At 41.1% G+C, this 18793-nt stretch carries 15 protein-coding genes; all 15 read right to left on the minus strand.

All coding sequences use genetic code 11. From position 1 onward, the window contains the following. Nucleotides 1-34 precede the first annotated feature (34 nt). The gene (locus tag ACTNDS_RS05935; RefSeq protein WP_441034388.1) at nt 35-1153 is read right to left on the minus strand and encodes a hypothetical protein; all 1119 of its coding nucleotides are present in this window, start codon (nt 1151-1153) and stop codon (nt 35-37) included. A gap of 40 nt (nt 1154-1193) precedes the next feature. Continuing rightward, nucleotides 1194-2315 carry an acyltransferase family protein gene (locus ACTNDS_RS05940; RefSeq protein ID WP_441034390.1) on the minus strand — a complete coding sequence of 374 codons (1122 nt, stop codon included), beginning with the start codon at nt 2313-2315 and terminating at the stop codon, nt 1194-1196. A 19-nt stretch (nt 2316-2334) separates the two neighbouring features. After that, nucleotides 2335-3906 carry a CDP-glycerol glycerophosphotransferase family protein gene (locus ACTNDS_RS05945; protein WP_441034392.1) on the minus strand — a complete coding sequence of 524 codons (1572 nt, stop codon included), beginning with the start codon at nt 3904-3906 and terminating at the stop codon, nt 2335-2337. A 21-nt stretch (nt 3907-3927) separates the two neighbouring features. Continuing rightward, nucleotides 3928-6144 carry a CDP-glycerol glycerophosphotransferase family protein gene (locus ACTNDS_RS05950; protein ID WP_441034394.1) on the minus strand — a complete coding sequence of 739 codons (2217 nt, stop codon included), beginning with the start codon at nt 6142-6144 and terminating at the stop codon, nt 3928-3930. A gap of 153 nt (nt 6145-6297) precedes the next feature. Next, complete coding sequence (locus tag ACTNDS_RS05955; protein WP_441034396.1) at nt 6298-7029, minus strand: ABC transporter ATP-binding protein; 732 nt, start codon at nt 7027-7029, stop codon at nt 6298-6300. 1 nt (nt 7030) lies between these two features. Then, a complete protein-coding gene (locus ACTNDS_RS05960; RefSeq protein ID WP_173743760.1) occupies nt 7031-7813 on the minus strand; it encodes an ABC transporter permease in 783 nt (260 codons plus the stop codon). 17 nt (nt 7814-7830) lie between these two features. Next, entirely contained in the window at nt 7831-8229 is a 399-nt protein-coding gene (tagD, locus tag ACTNDS_RS05965; protein WP_173743759.1) for a glycerol-3-phosphate cytidylyltransferase, read from the minus strand. Between the two features lie 208 nt (nt 8230-8437). Continuing rightward, nucleotides 8438-9262: a TPM domain-containing protein gene (locus tag ACTNDS_RS05970; RefSeq protein ID WP_441034399.1), complete on the minus strand. Its 825-nt coding sequence runs from the start codon at nt 9260-9262 to the stop codon at nt 8438-8440. 14 nt (nt 9263-9276) lie between these two features. Next, nucleotides 9277-10365 carry a hypothetical protein gene (locus ACTNDS_RS05975; protein WP_441034401.1) on the minus strand — a complete coding sequence of 363 codons (1089 nt, stop codon included), beginning with the start codon at nt 10363-10365 and terminating at the stop codon, nt 9277-9279. A 64-nt stretch (nt 10366-10429) separates the two neighbouring features. After that, nucleotides 10430-11725: an SPFH domain-containing protein gene (locus ACTNDS_RS05980; RefSeq protein ID WP_441034403.1), complete on the minus strand. Its 1296-nt coding sequence runs from the start codon at nt 11723-11725 to the stop codon at nt 10430-10432. 240 nt (nt 11726-11965) lie between these two features. Beyond that, a complete protein-coding gene (locus ACTNDS_RS05985) occupies nt 11966-12388 on the minus strand; it encodes a flavodoxin (protein WP_441034405.1) in 423 nt (140 codons plus the stop codon). A 149-nt stretch (nt 12389-12537) separates the two neighbouring features. Beyond that, the gene (locus ACTNDS_RS05990) at nt 12538-13089 is read right to left on the minus strand and encodes a DUF3793 family protein (protein WP_441034407.1); all 552 of its coding nucleotides are present in this window, start codon (nt 13087-13089) and stop codon (nt 12538-12540) included. 405 nt (nt 13090-13494) lie between these two features. After that, nucleotides 13495-16848: an AAA family ATPase gene (locus ACTNDS_RS05995; protein ID WP_441034409.1), complete on the minus strand. Its 3354-nt coding sequence runs from the start codon at nt 16846-16848 to the stop codon at nt 13495-13497. Next, a complete protein-coding gene (locus tag ACTNDS_RS06000; protein WP_441034411.1) occupies nt 16845-18008 on the minus strand; it encodes an exonuclease SbcCD subunit D in 1164 nt (387 codons plus the stop codon). The genes ACTNDS_RS05995 and ACTNDS_RS06000 overlap by 4 nt, the downstream gene beginning before the upstream one ends. 40 nt (nt 18009-18048) lie before the next feature. Then, nucleotides 18049-18792, minus strand: coding sequence for a DeoR/GlpR family DNA-binding transcription regulator (locus ACTNDS_RS06005; protein ID WP_441034413.1), 744 nt, complete (start codon nt 18790-18792; stop codon nt 18049-18051). Nucleotide 18793 lies beyond the last annotated feature (1 nt).

An 18793-nucleotide genomic window follows, 5' to 3' on the forward strand; every position in this document is an offset into this window, starting at 1 on the left:
CTGGCAGGACCTTTATACTTATTATTTACAGTCTTCACGGCTTCACATTCATCATGATCTGATCAAAAATCGCATTGGAAATCCTGAAACCGTAATGAACTCCATCTTCAATTGTTAATTCCTTGGAGTTGAATTTTCTCATCAGATAAGTATTGGTATCAATATATTTTACCTCCAGTGAGAGCTGGCTGACCAATTCTCTGTTAAACTGATTGATCAGGCGATTATTTTTCGTTTTCAGCTTCTGAGTATGATGGATGTATTTTTCCTCATTTACCGGATTTACAGATACATAATAAACATCGCATTGATATTTATGGGCAAAAGTCAGCATATCCTTGTTCACAAAACGGATATATTTTTTGTAATTCAGAAGATCATTCACTCCCAGATTTATCACAATTGCTGTTTTGCCCTCCTCTGTAGAATTCATGATCTGTTCCATCAGCCGAGGCCAGGCTTCCCTCATCAGCCAGTCATACCCCTGTCCTGACGCTGCAATATATTCAGTATTATTCATTTTAATACCCATCCGTGATGTACGGGCAAATCTGGAATCCCCTATCATATATATCTTTTTATACGCCTGGCAGGTTCCTGTGGTACTGTTTTTTGTCTTGACCACTTTTCCTCTGTAATCAACATAACAGTACTGGCTTCCTTTTTTCAGCCATTGACTGGTTTTTGTATAGCCTTCCGCTGTAAAGCAATATTCGTCTCCTTTTATCTCCTTCCAGCCAGTCAGCTTTCCTTTCTGAGGATGGCAATAGTAGCATTTTTCATCAATTTGAAACCATCCGCTCAAGCCCCGTCCACTGTTATCAAAATAATACCATTGATTCTTTTTCACATACAGCCATTTATTTCTAACCAGAGAATAATCCTTTTGTCCAAAATAAGACACAGAGCCATTAGAAGATCTAACAGTAAATAAACCATTTTTAGCTGCACCGTCGTCTCCAAAATAATACTTTTTTCCATTCAGCTTCAGAAAGCCCTTATGCATGGTTCCATCATTATTAAAGTAATAGGTTTTTCCTTTTATTACTTTCCATCCGGTTTTCTTTGCCGCTGCCACCGGAACCGTATAAAACATGGCTGCACATAACAACAGCACCCCTATGATCCAAATTTTCTTCTTTACTGTTTTCATTTATCTGTCCTTCTTGTTTTTATTCTAATCATATCGTTTTTTACTGACCTCCGGACTGGAGGCTACTCTTTTGATTTTTCGAAGGGAACCGCCCTGCAAGCCATGGAAAATACTGATTTATAATGGTGATCACACCACATTCCAAAAGCATCAGCTCTCCCAGAATTCCGGTAACCTCCAGATAATATCTAAGCCCAGGCGTCTCAGACAAGGTATAAAGTGCTGTCCAGCCTTCGATCACCAGACGTTTAAATCCCAACGTACCATGAGTAGCCATAATGATCATAGAGTTCTTTCCGCAGAAGCTGAGATAAGACATCTTCCACCATTTCTCCAGAAATTCCAAAATAAAGACTGCTCCCAGAGATCCCATGATTCCATCCAGATAAAACAGGAAATAATTCTCTCCCAGTTTCATGGTATTAATATCCACATGAGGATTGATCTGTGAAAAATAAACAGTAACTGCAGACATCACAACTCCTATGAGAAATCTCAGCCATCTGTGCTGCAATTTCCGGAAAATAAAATATGCCACATATCCGGCTCCCACAAACCAGAATGCCAGAATCCCCTTACTCACTGCCAGAGTAGGGAAGGATACCAGCTTATACATACGTTCCGTCATGTTTTCTTCCCATGCCGGTAACAGCTGAAGAGAAACATACCTGCATAAAACTACCGGAACTACAGCACTGATCATCTTGAAAACCAGAGGCAGTCGGATGATCAGGATAAAAAGAATCTGGGCAATAAAAAGAGAAGGCAAAAACCATAGTGCACTGATTCCACGCAAACTTACAGTTGTGTATCCCTGAAGGATAAAACGATGCCAGATCCATTCATAATCCTTCCCCTTCATAAGTCCTACCAGTATATTGTAGAGAATCACAATGGCACTGTAACCAAAATAGGGAATCATAAGGCTTTTAAAATGTTTCAAAACATATTGCCCTGTATTCATCTTTCTGAAAGACTGTCTCATCCCCAGCAGATAACCTGATACAATATAAAAAATAGCTAGCTTATATGCGCCAAACCACTGGTCTACAGGATTTCCCAGAGAAGTAATGTGTCCAAATACCACCATGGTTATTCCCCAGCCCTTAGCTGCATCTAAATATCTTTTTCTCTCTGTCCCCACATTTGATATAATATTCATGATTCCATTCCTTCCAAATTTAATACCCCTTTGATTTTAGGAATTCCAGAATACGTTTACAGTTATTCTGATCATTATATGAAAAATATTCCTGTCTCAGTGAACCATACTTTTCTTTTTCCCTGAAATCATTCTGCACATATTCCCCAATCCCTGCAATCACTTCCTTTTCGGTGATATATCTGTCTCCGAATAATTCTTTTTTCATATCCAGATAGCTTCCGTTTGCCTGCATATACAGATCATAATCAAACTGATAAAACACCACCGGTTTTCCCAGATAATATACGTCCCAGCTCACACTGGAATAGTCCGTCAAAAGCATAGAACATTCCATGATCAGTTCATTTAAGGGTCTTGTCCCCTGCTCTATCAGTTCCACATTACTGTTTTCTGTCTGAAAAGCCTTCAGAAACTCCTTCAGTTTTGGGTGAATATGGAAAATGATCTTCACATGGCCGGCAGAAAGGATCTCCTGGAGCTGTCTGTTTTCCAAAATACTTCTGTAGCGCCTGCAATATTCACTTTCTTCAAACACCTGATCACTTTGTTCCTCCAGCCAGGGCCTCCAGGTTGGCATAAATAAAATATTTTTTTTATCTGCCTGCTCTTTATTTTTCAGCACATCCCATCTTGCAAATCCCAGAATCGGTACATTCTCTGCCGGATATCCAAAATGATCCGTCACTATCTTCTGTTCAAATTCTGACGTAACATTAAAGTAGGTCATAGGAGTAGAACCATGCTTTCCAAAAAGCCGGTCCACTCTTTTTAAGGCAGTGACTCCATGCTGCAAAAATAAAATAGGCCGTTTGCTGCTCTCTCTGGAAATAATATTAGGTTTTGGCTTCCAGGCAAATCCATGACTTCTGGCGTCCGAAGCCACATAAATACGGGCAGCAAGCATATACAGCATGTGTCTTGTGCTCATAAAGGGCACCACATTTTTTCCATACTTTTCCATGTGCCTCCACATAGGAGCCTTTTTATCTAAAATATAATATATATGCTTTTTTTCTTCCTGGGGAAGATTTTCCATGCAATATTTAAAGAAATAATATCCGTTATCCTGGGCTTCCGTGGAATATTTTTCGAAAATCACCCAGATTTTTTTCCTGCTCCATAAAGGTCTGGTAAGAGTATAAAAAACATATACCAGATTCTCTCTGACCGCCACAGCCCTTCCATCATAGGCAGAACAACGTCTGCAGCGAAATGTCAGCATATGATCTGTACTGGCCATAGGAAAAAGAATATGATTCTTTCCAATTTCAGCCTGATAATTTCCTAAAAGAAGCCTCATTCTGATCTGCGGCGAAAGGATTACCGGGAGATATTTTCCTTCTGTATCAAGAAGAAAAAGATCCCAGTCACCCTCATACAGATCCATAACCTGAAGATCTGCCTGAACTTTAATCTCAGAAGTATTTTTCTTCTTTATTGTTTCACATTTCAGGACATATTTTTCCGGACGCTGAATATTTCTGCTCATCAGCACAGCACCGGAAATTCTCCCGGAATCCATACTGGCATTCACTCCAAAACCTTTATCTGTAATTTTAATATCTCTGCAGAAAATTGTCCTGTTCATTTTTACTCCGTCCATGTTTTCTTATCGCGGCCATTTTTTTACAATCGCATCACAGATACGACGGCTGTTCTGGTCATCAAAATATTTATAAAAGCTTTTCTGCATTTTTTCATACTCAGGCCGAACAACAAAATGGTCATCTGCACATCTCTCCATATACGTCAGTAATCCGTCCACATCCTGGGCGCAGTCTCCGAACAATTCCCTGTCCATATCCAGATAACTTCCGTGTGCCTCCATATATTTATCTCTGTCAAACTGGAAAAATACCACCGGCTTGTCCAGATAAAACACATCCCAGCATACACTGGAATAGTCTGTCACCAGCATTTTGCATCTCATCATCAGCTCATTGGCAGGTTCTTCTCCAAATACGATCAGTCGGATCCTGTCTGATTCTACTGAAAAATCCTGTATAAATTCCCTGAATTTTGAATGAAGATAAAAGTTTGCCAAAAGATCATTTTTCTCCAGAAAACTATGAAAACGTGGAGAATTAAGAAGCGCCATATAATTATGGAAATAGTCACTCTCTTTAAATTCCTCCAGAGTTACATTCTCCAGCCAGGCTCTCCAGGTAGGCATGATCAGAATCTCTCTCAGTCCCTCAGACTTATCCTCAAGCACATCCCAGCGGGCAAAACCACTGTTTACAATTTCATCTTCAGCATAACCGAAATAATCCTCAACGATTTTTTTCTCAAAATCTGAGGTTACCACAAACAAATTACAGGAACCGGATTTTCCCTTTCCATAGAAAAAATCCACCTTTTTCAGTGCAGTCACACCATGCTGGAGAAATACCAGAGGTTTCTTTCTTAAATACCGTTTCAGGATACTTCCACGCTGGCGCATAGCGTACAGATGATTTCTGGTATCTGTACTTACCAGAAGCTCTGCTGCGATCATGTAGATCATATGACGGATACTCATAAAATCCACCAGATGGCTTTGGTAAGCATCCAGTTTTTTTCTGTCAGGAGCATCCTTGGTGATCACATAATAGATATGATTTTTCTGTCTTTTCTCTTCCTCATGGTCCATACAGTATTTAAAGAAATAATATCCGTTATCCTGGGCCATCATACAGAATTTCTCATATACCAGCTGGATATGTCTGCTGTCCCAATATGGCTTCAGCAGATAATAAGCAGCAAAAGCAGTCAGCTCTTTTACCCGAAATCCCAAATGATCATATTCCCCTTCCTCACGAAACTGAAATGCCAGCTTTTTGGAAGAAGTATTATAGGGGTAAAGGAAAAATCCATTTCCAGTCTTATAGCTGCCTCTGTAAAGAAAAGAGGTAAACAGGCGGTATGCCCTTGTCATAAAAACAGCCGCTTCAAACCCTTCTCCTGTCTCAGGATTTACAAACATTACTACAACATCCCAATAGAGACTTTTCAGATCCACATTTTTCAGATCCAGACAGGCATCCACATACTGCAAATCTTTTTTTATTTTAACAGTTTTGATTTCAAAATTGTAACCGCATCTTTCTTCCTGCAGCTTACTTCTGAACCGAAAAACCACCTGTTCCGGTTCATAACCAAATTTGTGAGAATCTGTAACCAGATGTAAATTCAGCTTTCCCTTTCTCATAGTCAGATATCGCAGATGGCAAATCTGAGCCATTTTATAAATTCGCCACTCTGTGCCAAATCCCAGGAACCATCTTCCACCCTTATCCATGTATACACACAAAAGGGAATTTCCACCTTTTTCCCCATCTTCACTGGTAAGATATATCTTATCTGTACAGGGCTGTACACAGATCCATGATTTTTTACCTTTCTGAAGATCTCTGTCTCCATTTGCCCTTTTTATGTCAGAAAAATAATAGCGGTGATATTGTCCATCCTCTACCGTTTCCAAAAGGATTCGAGTACTCTTATTACGGCCGTGTTCCAATTCAGATACAAGATGACCAATTTCCAGTGAAAGCTCATTTTTTTTCTCTGCTGTAATTGCATTTTCAAAATAAATCTCCTGATTTTTCACACCTGCCAAAATAATCCGCATCTGCTGAAACTCTGTCCAGGATCTGTCTGTCAGGATAATTTTCAGACGTCCGTTTTTCTCAACCTGTATATCCGCATTTAATTCCTCTTCAGCTGTAAGATTATACAGGGGGAGCCTTTCTGTAATAAGATTTCCCTGTGTATCCAGCTTCTGTATTTTGTATTCTTCTGTAGATTCTTCTATCTGACACTGATCCAGATTAATTTTTGTCTCCACCTGGCTTTCCTCCGATTCTTTTTATCTATATTATTTATATTTTTATACAAGCATATCATATTTATTATAAAGAAATCTGTGAGAAAGTCAATCTCTCACGGAATTTTTCGGCTCAAAAAAACCGCCGACTTTCATCAACGGTTTTTTCTCCATTCAGCTCATAAATTCCTCATATGCATCCAGTACTTTCTTTGTTTCCCCCTGCATACGAAGTTCTCCCTCATGGAGCCATAAAATACTGGTACATAATTCCTGCAGTTGCTGAGAACTGTGGGAAACGATCACTACTGTACGGTCCTCATTGGAAATCAGTTCTTTCATCTTATTATAGCTTTTCTTTTTGAACTTGGCATCACCTACGCTGAGCACCTCATCGATCAGCATGATATCAGCTTCCAGAATGGCTGTAATAGAAAAGGCCAGTTTGGAATACATACCACTGGAATAAGTTTTTACCGGCATATCAATAAATTTCCCCAGACCTGCAAAATTGATGATCTCATCCATTTTTGCTCTTACCTGTTCTTCACTGAATCCCAGAAGCAGACCAGACAGGAGAATATTCTCACGACCGGTAAGCTTTTTCTGAAAACCAACTCCAATGGACAGTAAAGATACACTATTCCCATGTAGATCAATGCTTCCCTCATCCGGAGAAAAGATTCCTGCAATTGCTTTCAGCATGGTAGATTTTCCACTTCCATTCTTACCTACAATTCCAAGGATCTCGCCTTTTTTTACAGAAAAACTTACCCCTTTCACTGCTTCAAATACTTCTGTATCCGTCTTTTTCAGCTGAAGCAGACTTCTCTTTATAGAAAAAGATTTCAGGCATTTATAACTGATATGCAAATCTTTTACGTCAATCGCATTTTCCCGTTCCATATTACATCACCTTTACATAACTGTTTTCATATTTATAAATTGTTTTTACTCCGATCCAGCAGAGGAGCACTGAGACAATCCCCCACAAAACGATCAGTTTTCTGTATGGCAGAGATGAATAAAGCATACAACGTCTGGCTGATTCAATCAGCATGGATACCGGGTTACATTTCAGCAAAATACTTCTGTATGGCTCTGAAAGCTTGGTTCCTATAGAATAAAAAATACCACTCATATAAAACATCAGACGAAGCACAACATTCATAACATTATAAAGGTCGTCCACAAAAACTCCGAAATGAAGAACAATACAGCTAAGTCCAAAAGTAAACAATGCCAGTACGATCATAACAGGTATCATATAAATGATATTCCATGTCAGTGGTACTCTGTAAATAATCAGCATAATAGCGATCAGGCCAAAAGATACCAGCATTTTAAACCCATTGACCATCATTCTCTGTAAAATAAGAATATATTTGGGGACATATACCTTAGATACAATAGAGCTGTTGTTTCTCACAAGCTTTACGCTTTGAATTACTGTCTTATTAAAAAAGTTCCACAGTGTAAGACCAACAAAAACAAACAAAGGAAAATATTGTACACTGCTTCGAAATACAACAATAGCAATAAAAGTATATACCATCATAAAAAGCAACGGATCCAGTACCCACCATAGCCAGTTCAGATAAGAGCTGGCAACTTCCGCTTTCAGATCTGCCCTTGCCGCAAATTTGGCATAAGCAAAATATCTTTTCATATCTTTGATAAATCGATTCATTTTCTTCGCTCCTGTTTTTACTCTTTTATCTGCAGATCATTTTTTATCTGCGTAGAGGAAATCTCAGGTGTTCTCGGCAGATAAACCACTTTACAGCCCTCCTCTTCCAGGAAGTCAAATTTGCCGGTCCAGTCATCACCCATAACAAAGGTGTCAACATGATATTCCTTTACATCTGTACGCTTCTGTGCCCAATTTTCCTCCGGGATCACCAGATCAACAAACCGGATAGCTTCCAGAAGCTGTTTTCTTTTCTCATAGGAAAAATAACATTTCTTATGTTTCTCATTCCAGTTAAATTCATCTGTAGAAAGACCAACGATCAGATAATCTCCCATCTCTTTTGCTCTTCTGAGCAGATTAATATGTCCATAATGCAGAAGATCAAAGGTTCCATACGTAATCACTCTTTTCATTTTATCCGAATTTCTCCTTTTTGTTCTTAACAAATACCAGAATCTTGATATTTACCGGCTGTCCTTTCTCATAACAGCCTCCGCAATCTTTCTAAATATAGCATAGAACAAAATAGATTTCAATAAAAAACCCGGCCAAAGGCCAGGTTTTCTGTTTTACCTAATAATTTTCTCTTATATAAGAGTTTGCTCCAACAACATTACTATGTCAGAATGAACCTCCTGAGCCTCCATGAGTCTCCCCCGAAGAACTGGTATGTACGCTGCTGCCGCCGGAATCATCATCCTTGGGCTTTGCAGTCTTAGTCACCTGATGATACAGGAATACGTCATTGCTCCGGGTAATCTGCAGGCTTCCATCCACCATATAATCTGCCGCATCCGGTTTTATACGCACAGTTTTCATCTGTCCCCTCATAATTCCTGTAATAATCAGTGCAATCACCAGACCGATTCCTATGGAAATAGGCAGCGCCCAGGGTGATAAGGGTTTTTCCGGCAGATTACCCTTATCAAAGGGTTCTCCTGTCTGAGCCTGAACTAAAAACTCCTGACACAGATCTGCAAAGGTGGTAAAGCTGTCATAATAGTATCCGTCTGACAGATCAGATTGAAACTGCTCTGCCATATATTCCTGCCCTGCATCTGTAAAATCATAAATGGCTTCCCCATGAGTGCTGATCCACCATTTACGCTCAGACATAGTTATGAGAAAAAGAATTCCACTGTTGTCTTCTCCCATTCCATAGCCTTCATAATCGAAATAATCATCTGCATAATCCATGGGCTCTGCGCCATTGATGCTTTCTTCTGTAAGTATGACCACATCACAGTCATACTCCTGGCTGATCTCATCCAGTTTTGATTCCAGTTCCAGAGCCTCATCCTCATCCAGAAGCCCTGCATTATCCACAAGTCTGGCAGGGTGACCGCTCTCAGCCATAACAGTTACCGGCTGGACTGCTCCTATAGGCAGAACCCCGGATACGGAGACTGCCGCCGCCAGAAATAAAGGTATTATTTTTTTCTTCATATTCCCAGTCCCCCCTAATGTATCAGTAATGCAACCAGATAGGCAGCAATGGAAAATACAGCTGTCAGCCCCAAAAGCCATCTGGTATAGGCACCATTATCCACTGGCAGATCACCGGTCATTCTCCCGGTCTGACCGTTCATTGCAAAAATATATTTTTTACCTCTCCAGGTAGTATTCAGGATCCAGACAGGATACAGTGCATATTTTGCATCTCCTCCGGAAATACGGACATTGGTATTCTCCGGGATTACAGAAGCATATCCCTTTACCGTATCTCTCAATACATCCTGAGCACTTTCCTTCATTCTTTCTCTGGCTCTGTCTGTGCTCTGCTGTGCATCTACATCATACTTATCTGCCAGATATCCCGAGAGATAAGCGGTCTGAAATTCCACAGCGTCTGCTACCTTGTATGGTTCTATGGATTCCATAAGATCATCCGACATTCTGGAAGAGCCATCTACAGGCACAGACACAAAAGACATATTTCCGCTTCTGTCTACGGAATAATAACTTGTCTCTGTATAATCATAATCACTGTCACTCCATGTCCTGACCTTGGTTGCCTTATATCGCGCATCCGCTGCCACATCTGCATCAAAAAGCCAGAACGGAACATAAATGCCTTTAATTTCATCAATATGATTCTCTCTTCGGAAAACCTTTGGAAGAAGCGGTCTTCCCTTGATATGCTTATAATAGGCTTCTTTTGCCGCTTTTTTATCAAGCTTAAAGGGAATAACCATATCCGGCCGCAGAGCACCTCTGAATCTTTCCGTCAGAATTACAGGATTCCCACAATAAGGACAGCTTGTTGCACCTGTGTTTTCATCCGATACGATCTCACCACCGCAGGATTTACAGGTGTAAACATTCATTCCGTCTGTTTCACCCTCCTGCCACTGCTTTCCCGGGTCTGTCTGCCAGTCAGAAATATCATCCTTCTGCTCAGCTTCCTTTGACAACTGTTCATCATACTTTTTCAGAGTTTCCAAATCGAACTCTGTATCACAATAGGGACACTTCATTTTTTGTGAATGACTGTCAAATTCTATGGCCCCGCCACAGGAAGGGCATTTATATTCATTTATATCAGACATAGGCTTCCCCCTTGTTATTTTTCAAAATTACTTCCCATCAAAATAATAAGCTATATTTTCTGCTTTATGGTCTCGGTCTTCCACATTCAGCACAAAACTTACCTTTATTTACGGTTCCGCATTCACAGGTCCATTCTTCCTGTGGTCTTGGCTTTCCACACTCAGCACAGAATTTACCCGTGTTCTGTGTTCCACAGCTGCAGGTCCAAACTCCGGCCTGAGGTTTCGGTTTTCCGCACTGAGCACAGAACTTACCTGTATTTTCAGCTCCGCACTCACATTTCCATGCTCCTGCCGGAGCCACCGTACTCTGCTGTGCTGCCTGATTCTGTGGCGCAGACTGTGCTGCCTGCTGTGCTCCCATCTGGTAAAGGCCCTGCATATTGGCTCCGCCTGCCTGCTGTGCCATTCCCATTCCCATAAATCCGGTCATTGCTCCTGCTGTATTGGAAGCTGCTGACTTCATAGCGTCTGCCTGAGCTCCGGCCAGTGTAGCTGCTGCCATAGTCGGATCTCTGAGAATTGCATTCTTCTGTGCGTCCTTGATCAACTGTGCATCCTCTTCCGGAAGAGTCACAGGATTCATTGCGATGGAAACAATAGCCAGACCTCTGATTTCCTTCCATTTCTGAGTCAGCTCCTTGTTCATGGCATCGCAAAGCTCATTCACATGTCCCGGAATAGCACTTGGACGGATTCCCAGCTCAGATATCTGAGCAAATGCCGGCTGCAGGGCGCTGACAAACTCTGTCTTTAACTGATCCTGGATCTGATCTCTGTCGTACTGCTGCTCCACATTTCCGCACACATTGGCATAAAACAGAAGAGGGTCTACAATTCTGTAGGAATATACACCATTGCAACGTACAGATACATCAATATCCAGACCAATATTTCTGTCTACTACTCTGAATGGAATAGGATTTGCTGTTCCGAATTTGTTTCCGATCAGCTCCTTGGTATTAAAATAGTAAACTCTCTGATCTTTTCCTGTATCTCCACCATATGCAAAACGTTTTTTCATGGTATCAAAAGTATTCAAAATACCTTCACTGAGATTTCCACTGAAAATACTTGGCTCTGAAGAAGCATCATATGTAAATTCTCCCGGCTCAGCACAAACCTCTACAACCTTTCCCTGTTCCACAATGATCATACACTGGCCGTCAGCCACTGCAATACCGGAACCATTGGAAATAATATTATCATTCCCCCGTTTATTAGAGGAACGACCCCCGATTCTTTTCTCACCTTTCACCACAAGTACATCATTATCAATTGCTTCACAATAGAAGAACTCTTTCCACTGATCAGCCATTGTTCCGCCAAATGCACCTGCTGCCGCTTTAATTAATCCCATAGTTTATCTCCTTTCAAGGCTTTCATTATTTCCATTCTTTTTTCTGAATTGCAAGAATCTTTATGTATAAATTTATCATATCACATTTTCTCAGTCCTGTCACTCGTAAAAACTCCTGTTTTCTGTCATTTTACAACATATATATTAACCGTAAAAAGCCGCTGTATAAGTTTTCTTTCTTACACATCGGCCTGTTAATTTCTGTTATTTATTTTTATTCTTTATTTCTCACCTATTCTGTTATACTAATGCAGCACCTAAAGCCTTGCATGCATCTGTAGCTTCATCCTCCGGTTCTTCCTGGCAGATCACGCTGTCGCATACAAGATTTGCACCTGCTTCTTTACAGGACTCTTCCCAATTACGCATCCATTCGCCGTCTCCCCAGCCATAAGAGCCAAACAGAGCGATGTTTTTGCCCTTCAGGGCATCTTTGCATCCGTCAAACATTGGCTCAAATTCTGTATCTTCGAGAACTTCATCTCCCATTGCAGGGCATCCGAAGGCGATTGCATCATATTCAGCAACTTTAAAACCGTCAAAATCTTCACAGGTATGAAGAACAGCTTCGCCGCCTTTTTCCCTGATTCCGTCTGCAACTGCGTTTGCCATTGCTTCTGTGTTTCCTGTGCTGCTCCAATATACAACTGCTACTTTACTCATGATTAAAATCCTCCTTAAATTTGCTCTGCCTTTTTCTTTGCCGCAAAGCCATGATTTATATTATAATAAAAAGTCATACGGCTTTTCTATTATACTGATTCTTAAACGAACTCTCCATCCCTGCTATATTACTGTATATAGCTTCTTCCTTACGCTGCCACCGTCAGCTGACGTACACTTCTTCCCTGATTCCAGAGACGTACATACACGCTGGTACATTTCTTAAATCTGGCAAAAGCCTTTATTGCCTCACATTCATTGCAATATACCTTCCAACAACCTACACATTTACAGTTCTGCCCTGCATTCTTGATAAATCCGATCACATCTCCCAGCGGATATCCCAAAAATAATCCGATTTCATGAGGAAAATCTTCTCTCTGGGCCAGGCGGCTTCTCAGTCTCTCAAGTGCATATGCAGGATCTGTACTCTCATACCCATACTTCTTTATAAAATTCGCAACACCAGGTTTCTTCAGATCTCTTTCAAGGCTTGAGAATCGGCAGATATAAATCAGCGCCTTTTTCTCACTCCTGCGAAGTACTGTGAGGGAAACGCCTTTTTCTCTTACACATTCATTAAAGTCTTCTACGCTTTTCCATAATTCTTTCTCAGATTCATATTTATATGTAAAAAGATTTCCGGTTTTAATAGATGCTAATGTAGGTGAACAATGTTCGATCACGAATTTCTCCAGCATGTTATGATCCCTTTCTCAATAACAAAATATTAGTTAGAATATACTAACCTTTTATCAAAAATAAAGCTTTACAAAACATTTTATTGCTTTTGTTTGCTGTAAGGCTTAAATTTACTGCTGCAAAAAACCTTCAGCAGATTTGTCAGCAGTGTAAGTTATTTATATCTAACTTCATAGTTTAATATATACTATCCGAGATATTCTGTCAAGTTACTTTTGTATAACTTTTTTATAACTGCCTTTTTTATAATTGCAGAAAAAACAGAGGAATACACAGTCTACATATCCTCTGTTTTTCTATTCTATTTCTTATTGAAAATTGTGAGAGCTGCCTTGCAGCGGAGCAATTCGTGGATATCAGGTTATGGACAAAATGCCGTTTCTTTATAGTAATTCCATAAAATCTCAACCCTCTATACAGATCGTACTTCCAACTCCATCTTCTGTTCGTTTCTTGGTTACTATGATCTTCTTATCAATACGTTCTTTCAGTTCTGCTACATGGGAAACGATTCCAACCAGTCTGCTTCCCTGACTGAGATCCTTCAATGCGCGGATTGCCTGATCAAGGGCATCTTCATCCAAAGATCCGAAACCTTCATCCACAAACATGGTATCAAGCTGGATTCCGCCGGAGCTTGACTGAATTTCATCAGAAAGTCCCAATGCCAGAGACAGGGATGCCTGAAATGTTTCTCCGCCTGATAAGGTCTTAACACTTCGGACAGTTCCATTGTAATGATCTACTACATCCAGTTCCAGACCGGTTTTCCCTACCCTGCTCTTGTTTTCTTTCCTGCGAACTAACTCATACTGACCGCTGCTCATGGTCATCAGACGGATATTGGCACGCCCAAGAATGCGGTCAAAATACTGCATCTGGATGTAAGTTTCCAGCATGATCCTTGCCTTACCCGTGATCGTACCATTGGCAGTGTCTGAGAGAGATTTCATCCACTTCCAGCGGGTTTCCGTTTTCAGAAGTTCTGTCTGCTGTCTGCGGATTTTTTCATACATGTCACTGTTGATTTCCAGGCGGGCATGGATTTCATCACGATTTTCTGAAAGTGATTTCTTTTGCTGTGCAAAGTTTTCTTTCTGAGCATTCAGTTCCTCAGCTGAAATACTTATGGATTCTTTTAACTGTTCTGTCAGAGATGCAATTACCGAATCCAGTTCTGTCATTCTCTTTTCTAATACTTCTCTCGCTTCTGTTACTGTTTTATAATGTATTTCAAGCTTCTTTTGTTCCTCAGTCTTAAGCTGGATCTGAGACAGGATTTCTTCCTTTGTCCTCTCACCCAGCTCTTTTTCCATGTTCTCTCTCTGCTTCTGCAGCTGCTCATATCTGGATTTCTCTGCTGCTGTCTGCTGCTGATTCTGATTGATCTGGTCTGTGATCGTTGCAAGTTCTGTCTGAGTCTTACCAATCTGCATCTCCAGAAGTTTTCTCTGTTCCAGAAGTGCTGTCAGATCCTTTTGTTTCTGTCCCAGAATATTTTGCTGCTGTTTCAGCCATTCTGCTGCTCTCTTTCCCTGTAGCAAAGCCTGTGATACATTACAGGTTTCCTTTTGATACACGGTTTCACCGCTGTGATCCTGTGACAGTTCCGGATCAGTTTTCATTCTCTGTCTTGTATCTTCTTCATGGATCCATGTCAGTACAGGTTCCTCCAATTGGTTCTGCAGCTGTTCCTGGATACTCTCCAGCTGGCTCTTCCTTTTTTCAAGACTGATCTGTAATTTCTGAAATTCTTTTGCATGTTGTTCTGACTGTGTGATGAACTCTTCCTTTTTCTTCAGTAAATCCTGATGAACTTTTTTCTGTTTTTTGATTTCTTCCAATCCTGTCTGTACACTGCTTTCCTGATTTTTTACAAATAAACATAATTCATGATCAGGAAGTTCCTTTCGAAGTATCTCTTGTGTCTCCTCTTCTGGCAGAAACTGCGCTATATAACCTTTAACCCCTTCTGTCAGTTCTTCCCTACAGCGCTGCACCAGTCCTGCTGCCTCTCCTGCCTGCACACTTGCGTCAGATGCCGCTTTTTCCGCAGCTTCTGTTAACTTTTTCTGTTTTTTCAGCTGTTCTTCTGTGGGAACTTCTTTTGGAATCTGCGTAAGCTTTGGATGAAGAACAGAGCCACATACCGGGCATGGCATCCCATCCTGAAGATCTGCTGCCAGAACACCCGCCTGCGCATCCAGATAGGCCTGCTCCATTTTGTTTAAAATTTCTTTTATTTCTGTCCGTTTCTGAGAAGCGGTCAGATAACCCTTCTTTTTTCTCTCTGCTTCCTTTTCCAGATCCTGATACCGTTTCTGCTGATCTTCTATTTTCTCTATCTGCTGCAAACGTATGACCAGACTGTTCTCTTTGATTTCCAGATTCCCACCGGAAACAATTTTCTCTTCCAGATCAGTCAAATCCTTTTTTATCTGTTTCGCAAGTTGTTCTTCCTGCCCGGACTGTATTTTCAGTTCACTGATTTTTGTCTGAAGAAACTCCAGATTTCCACAGTTCTTATAAATTCCTGCATAAAGAGTATCTATTTTCTCTTTCCGGAAATCTGTTTCTGCTTTTTCTTTTTCTGCACCGTCTGTTGTCTGATATTCTTTTTGTTTTTCTTCAAGCACAGCTTTCATTTCTTTCTGACGATTCTGCAGCTCTGTACCGTCCGTTCCCAGTTTCTCTATCTGCAGGGAAGTCTTCTCTGTTTCTCTGAGCAGATTTTCCAGATTTGTATAACGCTCCAGATTCTCTTTTTCTTTCTGTATGGAAAGAATCAGGCGTTGGATCTCCTCAGGTTCCTTTGCCCCATTTTCTGCAGCTTTTTGTGCCTGTTCCAACTGCGGAAGCAATACCTCTTTCTCTTGCAGAAGCTGTTCCTTCCTTGCCTTTGCATCTGCTTCTTTATGAGCCTTTCCCAAAAGCTGATTTACTTTTTCCAGTTCTTTATCGTTCTCTTTGATCTGATTATTCAAATTTTTCAGCATCTCTTTATCTACCTTCAGAAACTGCTCCAGAATTTCCAGACCTTCTTCCAGATTTCCCTCAAAGCCATTCTTCTCCATCAATATCCACTGTTGTCCCAACTGGTCTTCTGTAGAATATCTGACCTGTTCCGTATACTGGCGAATACTTCTCAACAGCTCTTTATACGCCTTGTCCAGACCACCGGCCTCGAATTTTAATTTTTCCTGAATCACCTTATAAATATCCGTATGGAAAAGCTTTCTGAAAATGTTGCTGCGTTCCTCTGTGTCAGCCAGCAGCAATTTTCTGAAATCTCCCTGTGCGATCATAGCAATCTGCGTAAACTGCTTCATATCTAACCCGATCAGATCAGTAACTGTCTGATTCACTTCCTTCAGCTTTGTCACAGGAGCTCTTCCATCAGAAAAAGTAAGCAATGCTTCCCCTTTCTGGGTGGTCATTCCGGTACCTCTGGTCTTTGGGCGCTCATAATCCGGGCTTCGCTTCACTGTATACACTGCATCTTTATATTCAAAAATATATTCCGCATAGGTAGGTGTTTCCGGTTTTGCATACTTGCTTCTGAGCATGGATGCCTCCCGGACTCCTCCGCTTGTCTCCCCGTACAACGCAAATGTAATCCCATCAAAGATCGTCGTTTTTCCTGCTCCCGTATCTCCGGTCACCAGAAAAAGTCCCTGTCCTCCAAGCTGTGTAAAATCAATCACAGTCTCATCCGCATATGGACCAAATGCAGATAATGTCAGCTTCAATGGTTTCATACGCGCACCTCCTTCAGATTCTGGATCAGTTTCTCCACAAACTCTGTCTGTTCTTCTTTCATAGGTTCATTATTTAACAGTTCATAAAACTCCTCAAACAGCTGCAGCTCTGACTTCTGTTCCTGAGCCTCCACTGCCTGAACCTCACGGTTCTCACGTGTTCGTTTATTATCATATTCCAGACGCATCAGGTTGGGATAAACAGTACGCAGCTTCTGAAGTGCCCCAGGCACATCTTCCTCATCCGTCAGGGTAATCTGAAGATAATCCATCTTATTTTCAGCAGTATAATGATCCTTCGCTGTCACATCCATATAAGTTCCCCTTAGCTTACGCATATCATGTCTGGGAATCAAAGGTACTGTACTGACCGTCACATTTCCTTTCTCCAGAAGCTCCACAATCGTTACTGACTTTTTATGATCTGCTTCCGAAAAAGAATACTTAAGCGGCGTCCCGCTGTAACGCAAGGTCTCTCTCCCCATTTTCTGAGGTCTGTGGATGTGTCCCAGTGCCACATAGTCAAAATCCTTAAATACTTCCGCACTGACATTGTCAAGACCGCCAACCCATGTTTCTTCTGAGTCACTTCTGTCTGCTCCAGTCACAAACTGATGTGCCACCAGCACATTTCTCTGTGTCCTGTCAATCTCGCACTCCTGCAGAGCAGCCATAACACCCTCTTCATAAGTATTAATATCATCCCTCTGCAAAGCATGGCGTACTGCCGCAGGTTTCAAAAAAGGCAGAAGATATACAGATATTGGTCCATACTGATCTTTTAACACAATCCTTTTCATCTCTCCATCATAAACCTGCGAAATATAAATATCACTGCTTTCAAACAGCTTTGCTCCAAAGGAAAGCCTTTCTGCTGAATCATGATTTCCACTGATCATGTACACAGGAATCTCAGCTTTAGCCAGTCCTGTAATAAATTCATCAAACAGCTGCACTGCCTCTGCCGACGGCACTGTCTTGTCATAAACATCCCCTGCTATCAGAACTCCATCAACTTTCTGTTCCTCAAAAATTTTGATCATCTGATCCAGAATATATCTCTGATCCTCCAGCATGGAAAAATCATGCACCCTTTTTCCAATATGCAGATCTCCAATATGCACAAACTTCATCCCACATCTCTCCAATCCAAATATCATTCCTGCCTGCTCTGTCTGCCGGCGGCATTTAATCCATTATTTATTTCACTTTCAGAATATTTTTGCTGTCCTCATACTCCTCCGGAATTTCTTCTGTAAGAATTTTAGCATCTGTAAACCCGCCGAATGTGACAGAACTTACTTCTCCAAACTTCGACTTATCTGTCAGGATATATACATCTTTGCACTGCTTCATTGCAGTACTCTTTACAATTGCTTCGCTGGTATCCGGTGTGGTAAAGCCTTCCCTTCTGGTAATTCCATTGGTTCCGAAAAATCCCTTTGTAAAATGATACATTTGGATCATCTGCATTGCCTGACTGCCTACGACTGCCTCTGTAGAACTCTTCAGTTCTCCTCCGACCAGGTAAACCCGGATTCCCATCTTTGCCAGAGTCTGGGCATGGGATACTGCATTGGTGACAAAGGCAGCTTTTACACCTTCCAGATATTCCAGCATCAGACCAGTGGTGGTTCCTGCGTCCAGATAAACGAAATCATCCGGTGTGATCAGACTGGCTGCATATTTTGCGATCTTTTGCTTTTCTTCTTTATTTAATTCTGATTTCTGCGCTACTGTCGGTTCATAGGCAGTTACTTTATGATTTAATGCTACTGCACCGCCGAAAACCTTGGTTAGTTTTCCTGCTTTGTCCAGTGCAGTGATGTCTCTGCGCACTGTGGATTCTGATGCATCCAGAAGTTCTCTCAGCTCTGTTACTGTAACACTCTTTTTTTCTTCCAGAAGCTTCAGAATAATATCAAATCTCTGTTCTGTAAGCATG

It is taken from the genome of Blautia sp. HCP3S3_C12 (assembly GCF_052064155.1).
Classification (GTDB): domain Bacteria; phylum Bacillota; class Clostridia; order Lachnospirales; family Lachnospiraceae; genus Blautia_A.

Excerpts from the sequence above, each read along its gene's own strand:
- ACTNDS_RS05975 (WP_441034401.1), bottom strand. The coding sequence starts at position 10,365 with ATGTCTGATATAAATGAATATAAATGCCCTTCCTGTGGCGGGGCCATA.
- ACTNDS_RS05990 (WP_441034407.1), bottom strand. The coding sequence starts at position 13,089 with ATGCTGGAGAAATTCGTGATCGAACATTGTTCACCTACATTAGCATCT.
- ACTNDS_RS05995 (WP_441034409.1), bottom strand. The coding sequence starts at position 16,848 with ATGAAACCATTGAAGCTGACATTATCTGCATTTGGTCCATATGCGGAT.
- ACTNDS_RS06000 (WP_441034411.1), bottom strand. The coding sequence starts at position 18,008 with ATGATATTTGGATTGGAGAGATGTGGGATGAAGTTTGTGCATATTGGA.
- ACTNDS_RS05980 (WP_441034403.1), bottom strand. The coding sequence starts at position 11,725 with ATGGGATTAATTAAAGCGGCAGCAGGTGCATTTGGCGGAACAATGGCT.
- tagD (WP_173743759.1), bottom strand. The coding sequence starts at position 8,229 with ATGAAAAGAGTGATTACGTATGGAACCTTTGATCTTCTGCATTATGGA.
- ACTNDS_RS05985 (WP_441034405.1), bottom strand. The coding sequence starts at position 12,388 with ATGAGTAAAGTAGCAGTTGTATATTGGAGCAGCACAGGAAACACAGAA.
- ACTNDS_RS05960 (WP_173743760.1), bottom strand. The coding sequence starts at position 7,813 with ATGAATCGATTTATCAAAGATATGAAAAGATATTTTGCTTATGCCAAA.
- ACTNDS_RS06005 (WP_441034413.1), bottom strand. The coding sequence starts at position 18,792 with ATGCTTACAGAACAGAGATTTGATATTATTCTGAAGCTTCTGGAAGAA.
- ACTNDS_RS05935 (WP_441034388.1), bottom strand. The coding sequence starts at position 1,153 with ATGAAAACAGTAAAGAAGAAAATTTGGATCATAGGGGTGCTGTTGTTA.
- ACTNDS_RS05970 (WP_441034399.1), bottom strand. The coding sequence starts at position 9,262 with ATGAAGAAAAAAATAATACCTTTATTTCTGGCGGCGGCAGTCTCCGTA.
- ACTNDS_RS05940 (WP_441034390.1), bottom strand. The coding sequence starts at position 2,315 with ATGAATATTATATCAAATGTGGGGACAGAGAGAAAAAGATATTTAGAT.
- ACTNDS_RS05955 (WP_441034396.1), bottom strand. The coding sequence starts at position 7,029 with ATGGAACGGGAAAATGCGATTGACGTAAAAGATTTGCATATCAGTTAT.
- ACTNDS_RS05945 (WP_441034392.1), bottom strand. The coding sequence starts at position 3,906 with ATGAACAGGACAATTTTCTGCAGAGATATTAAAATTACAGATAAAGGT.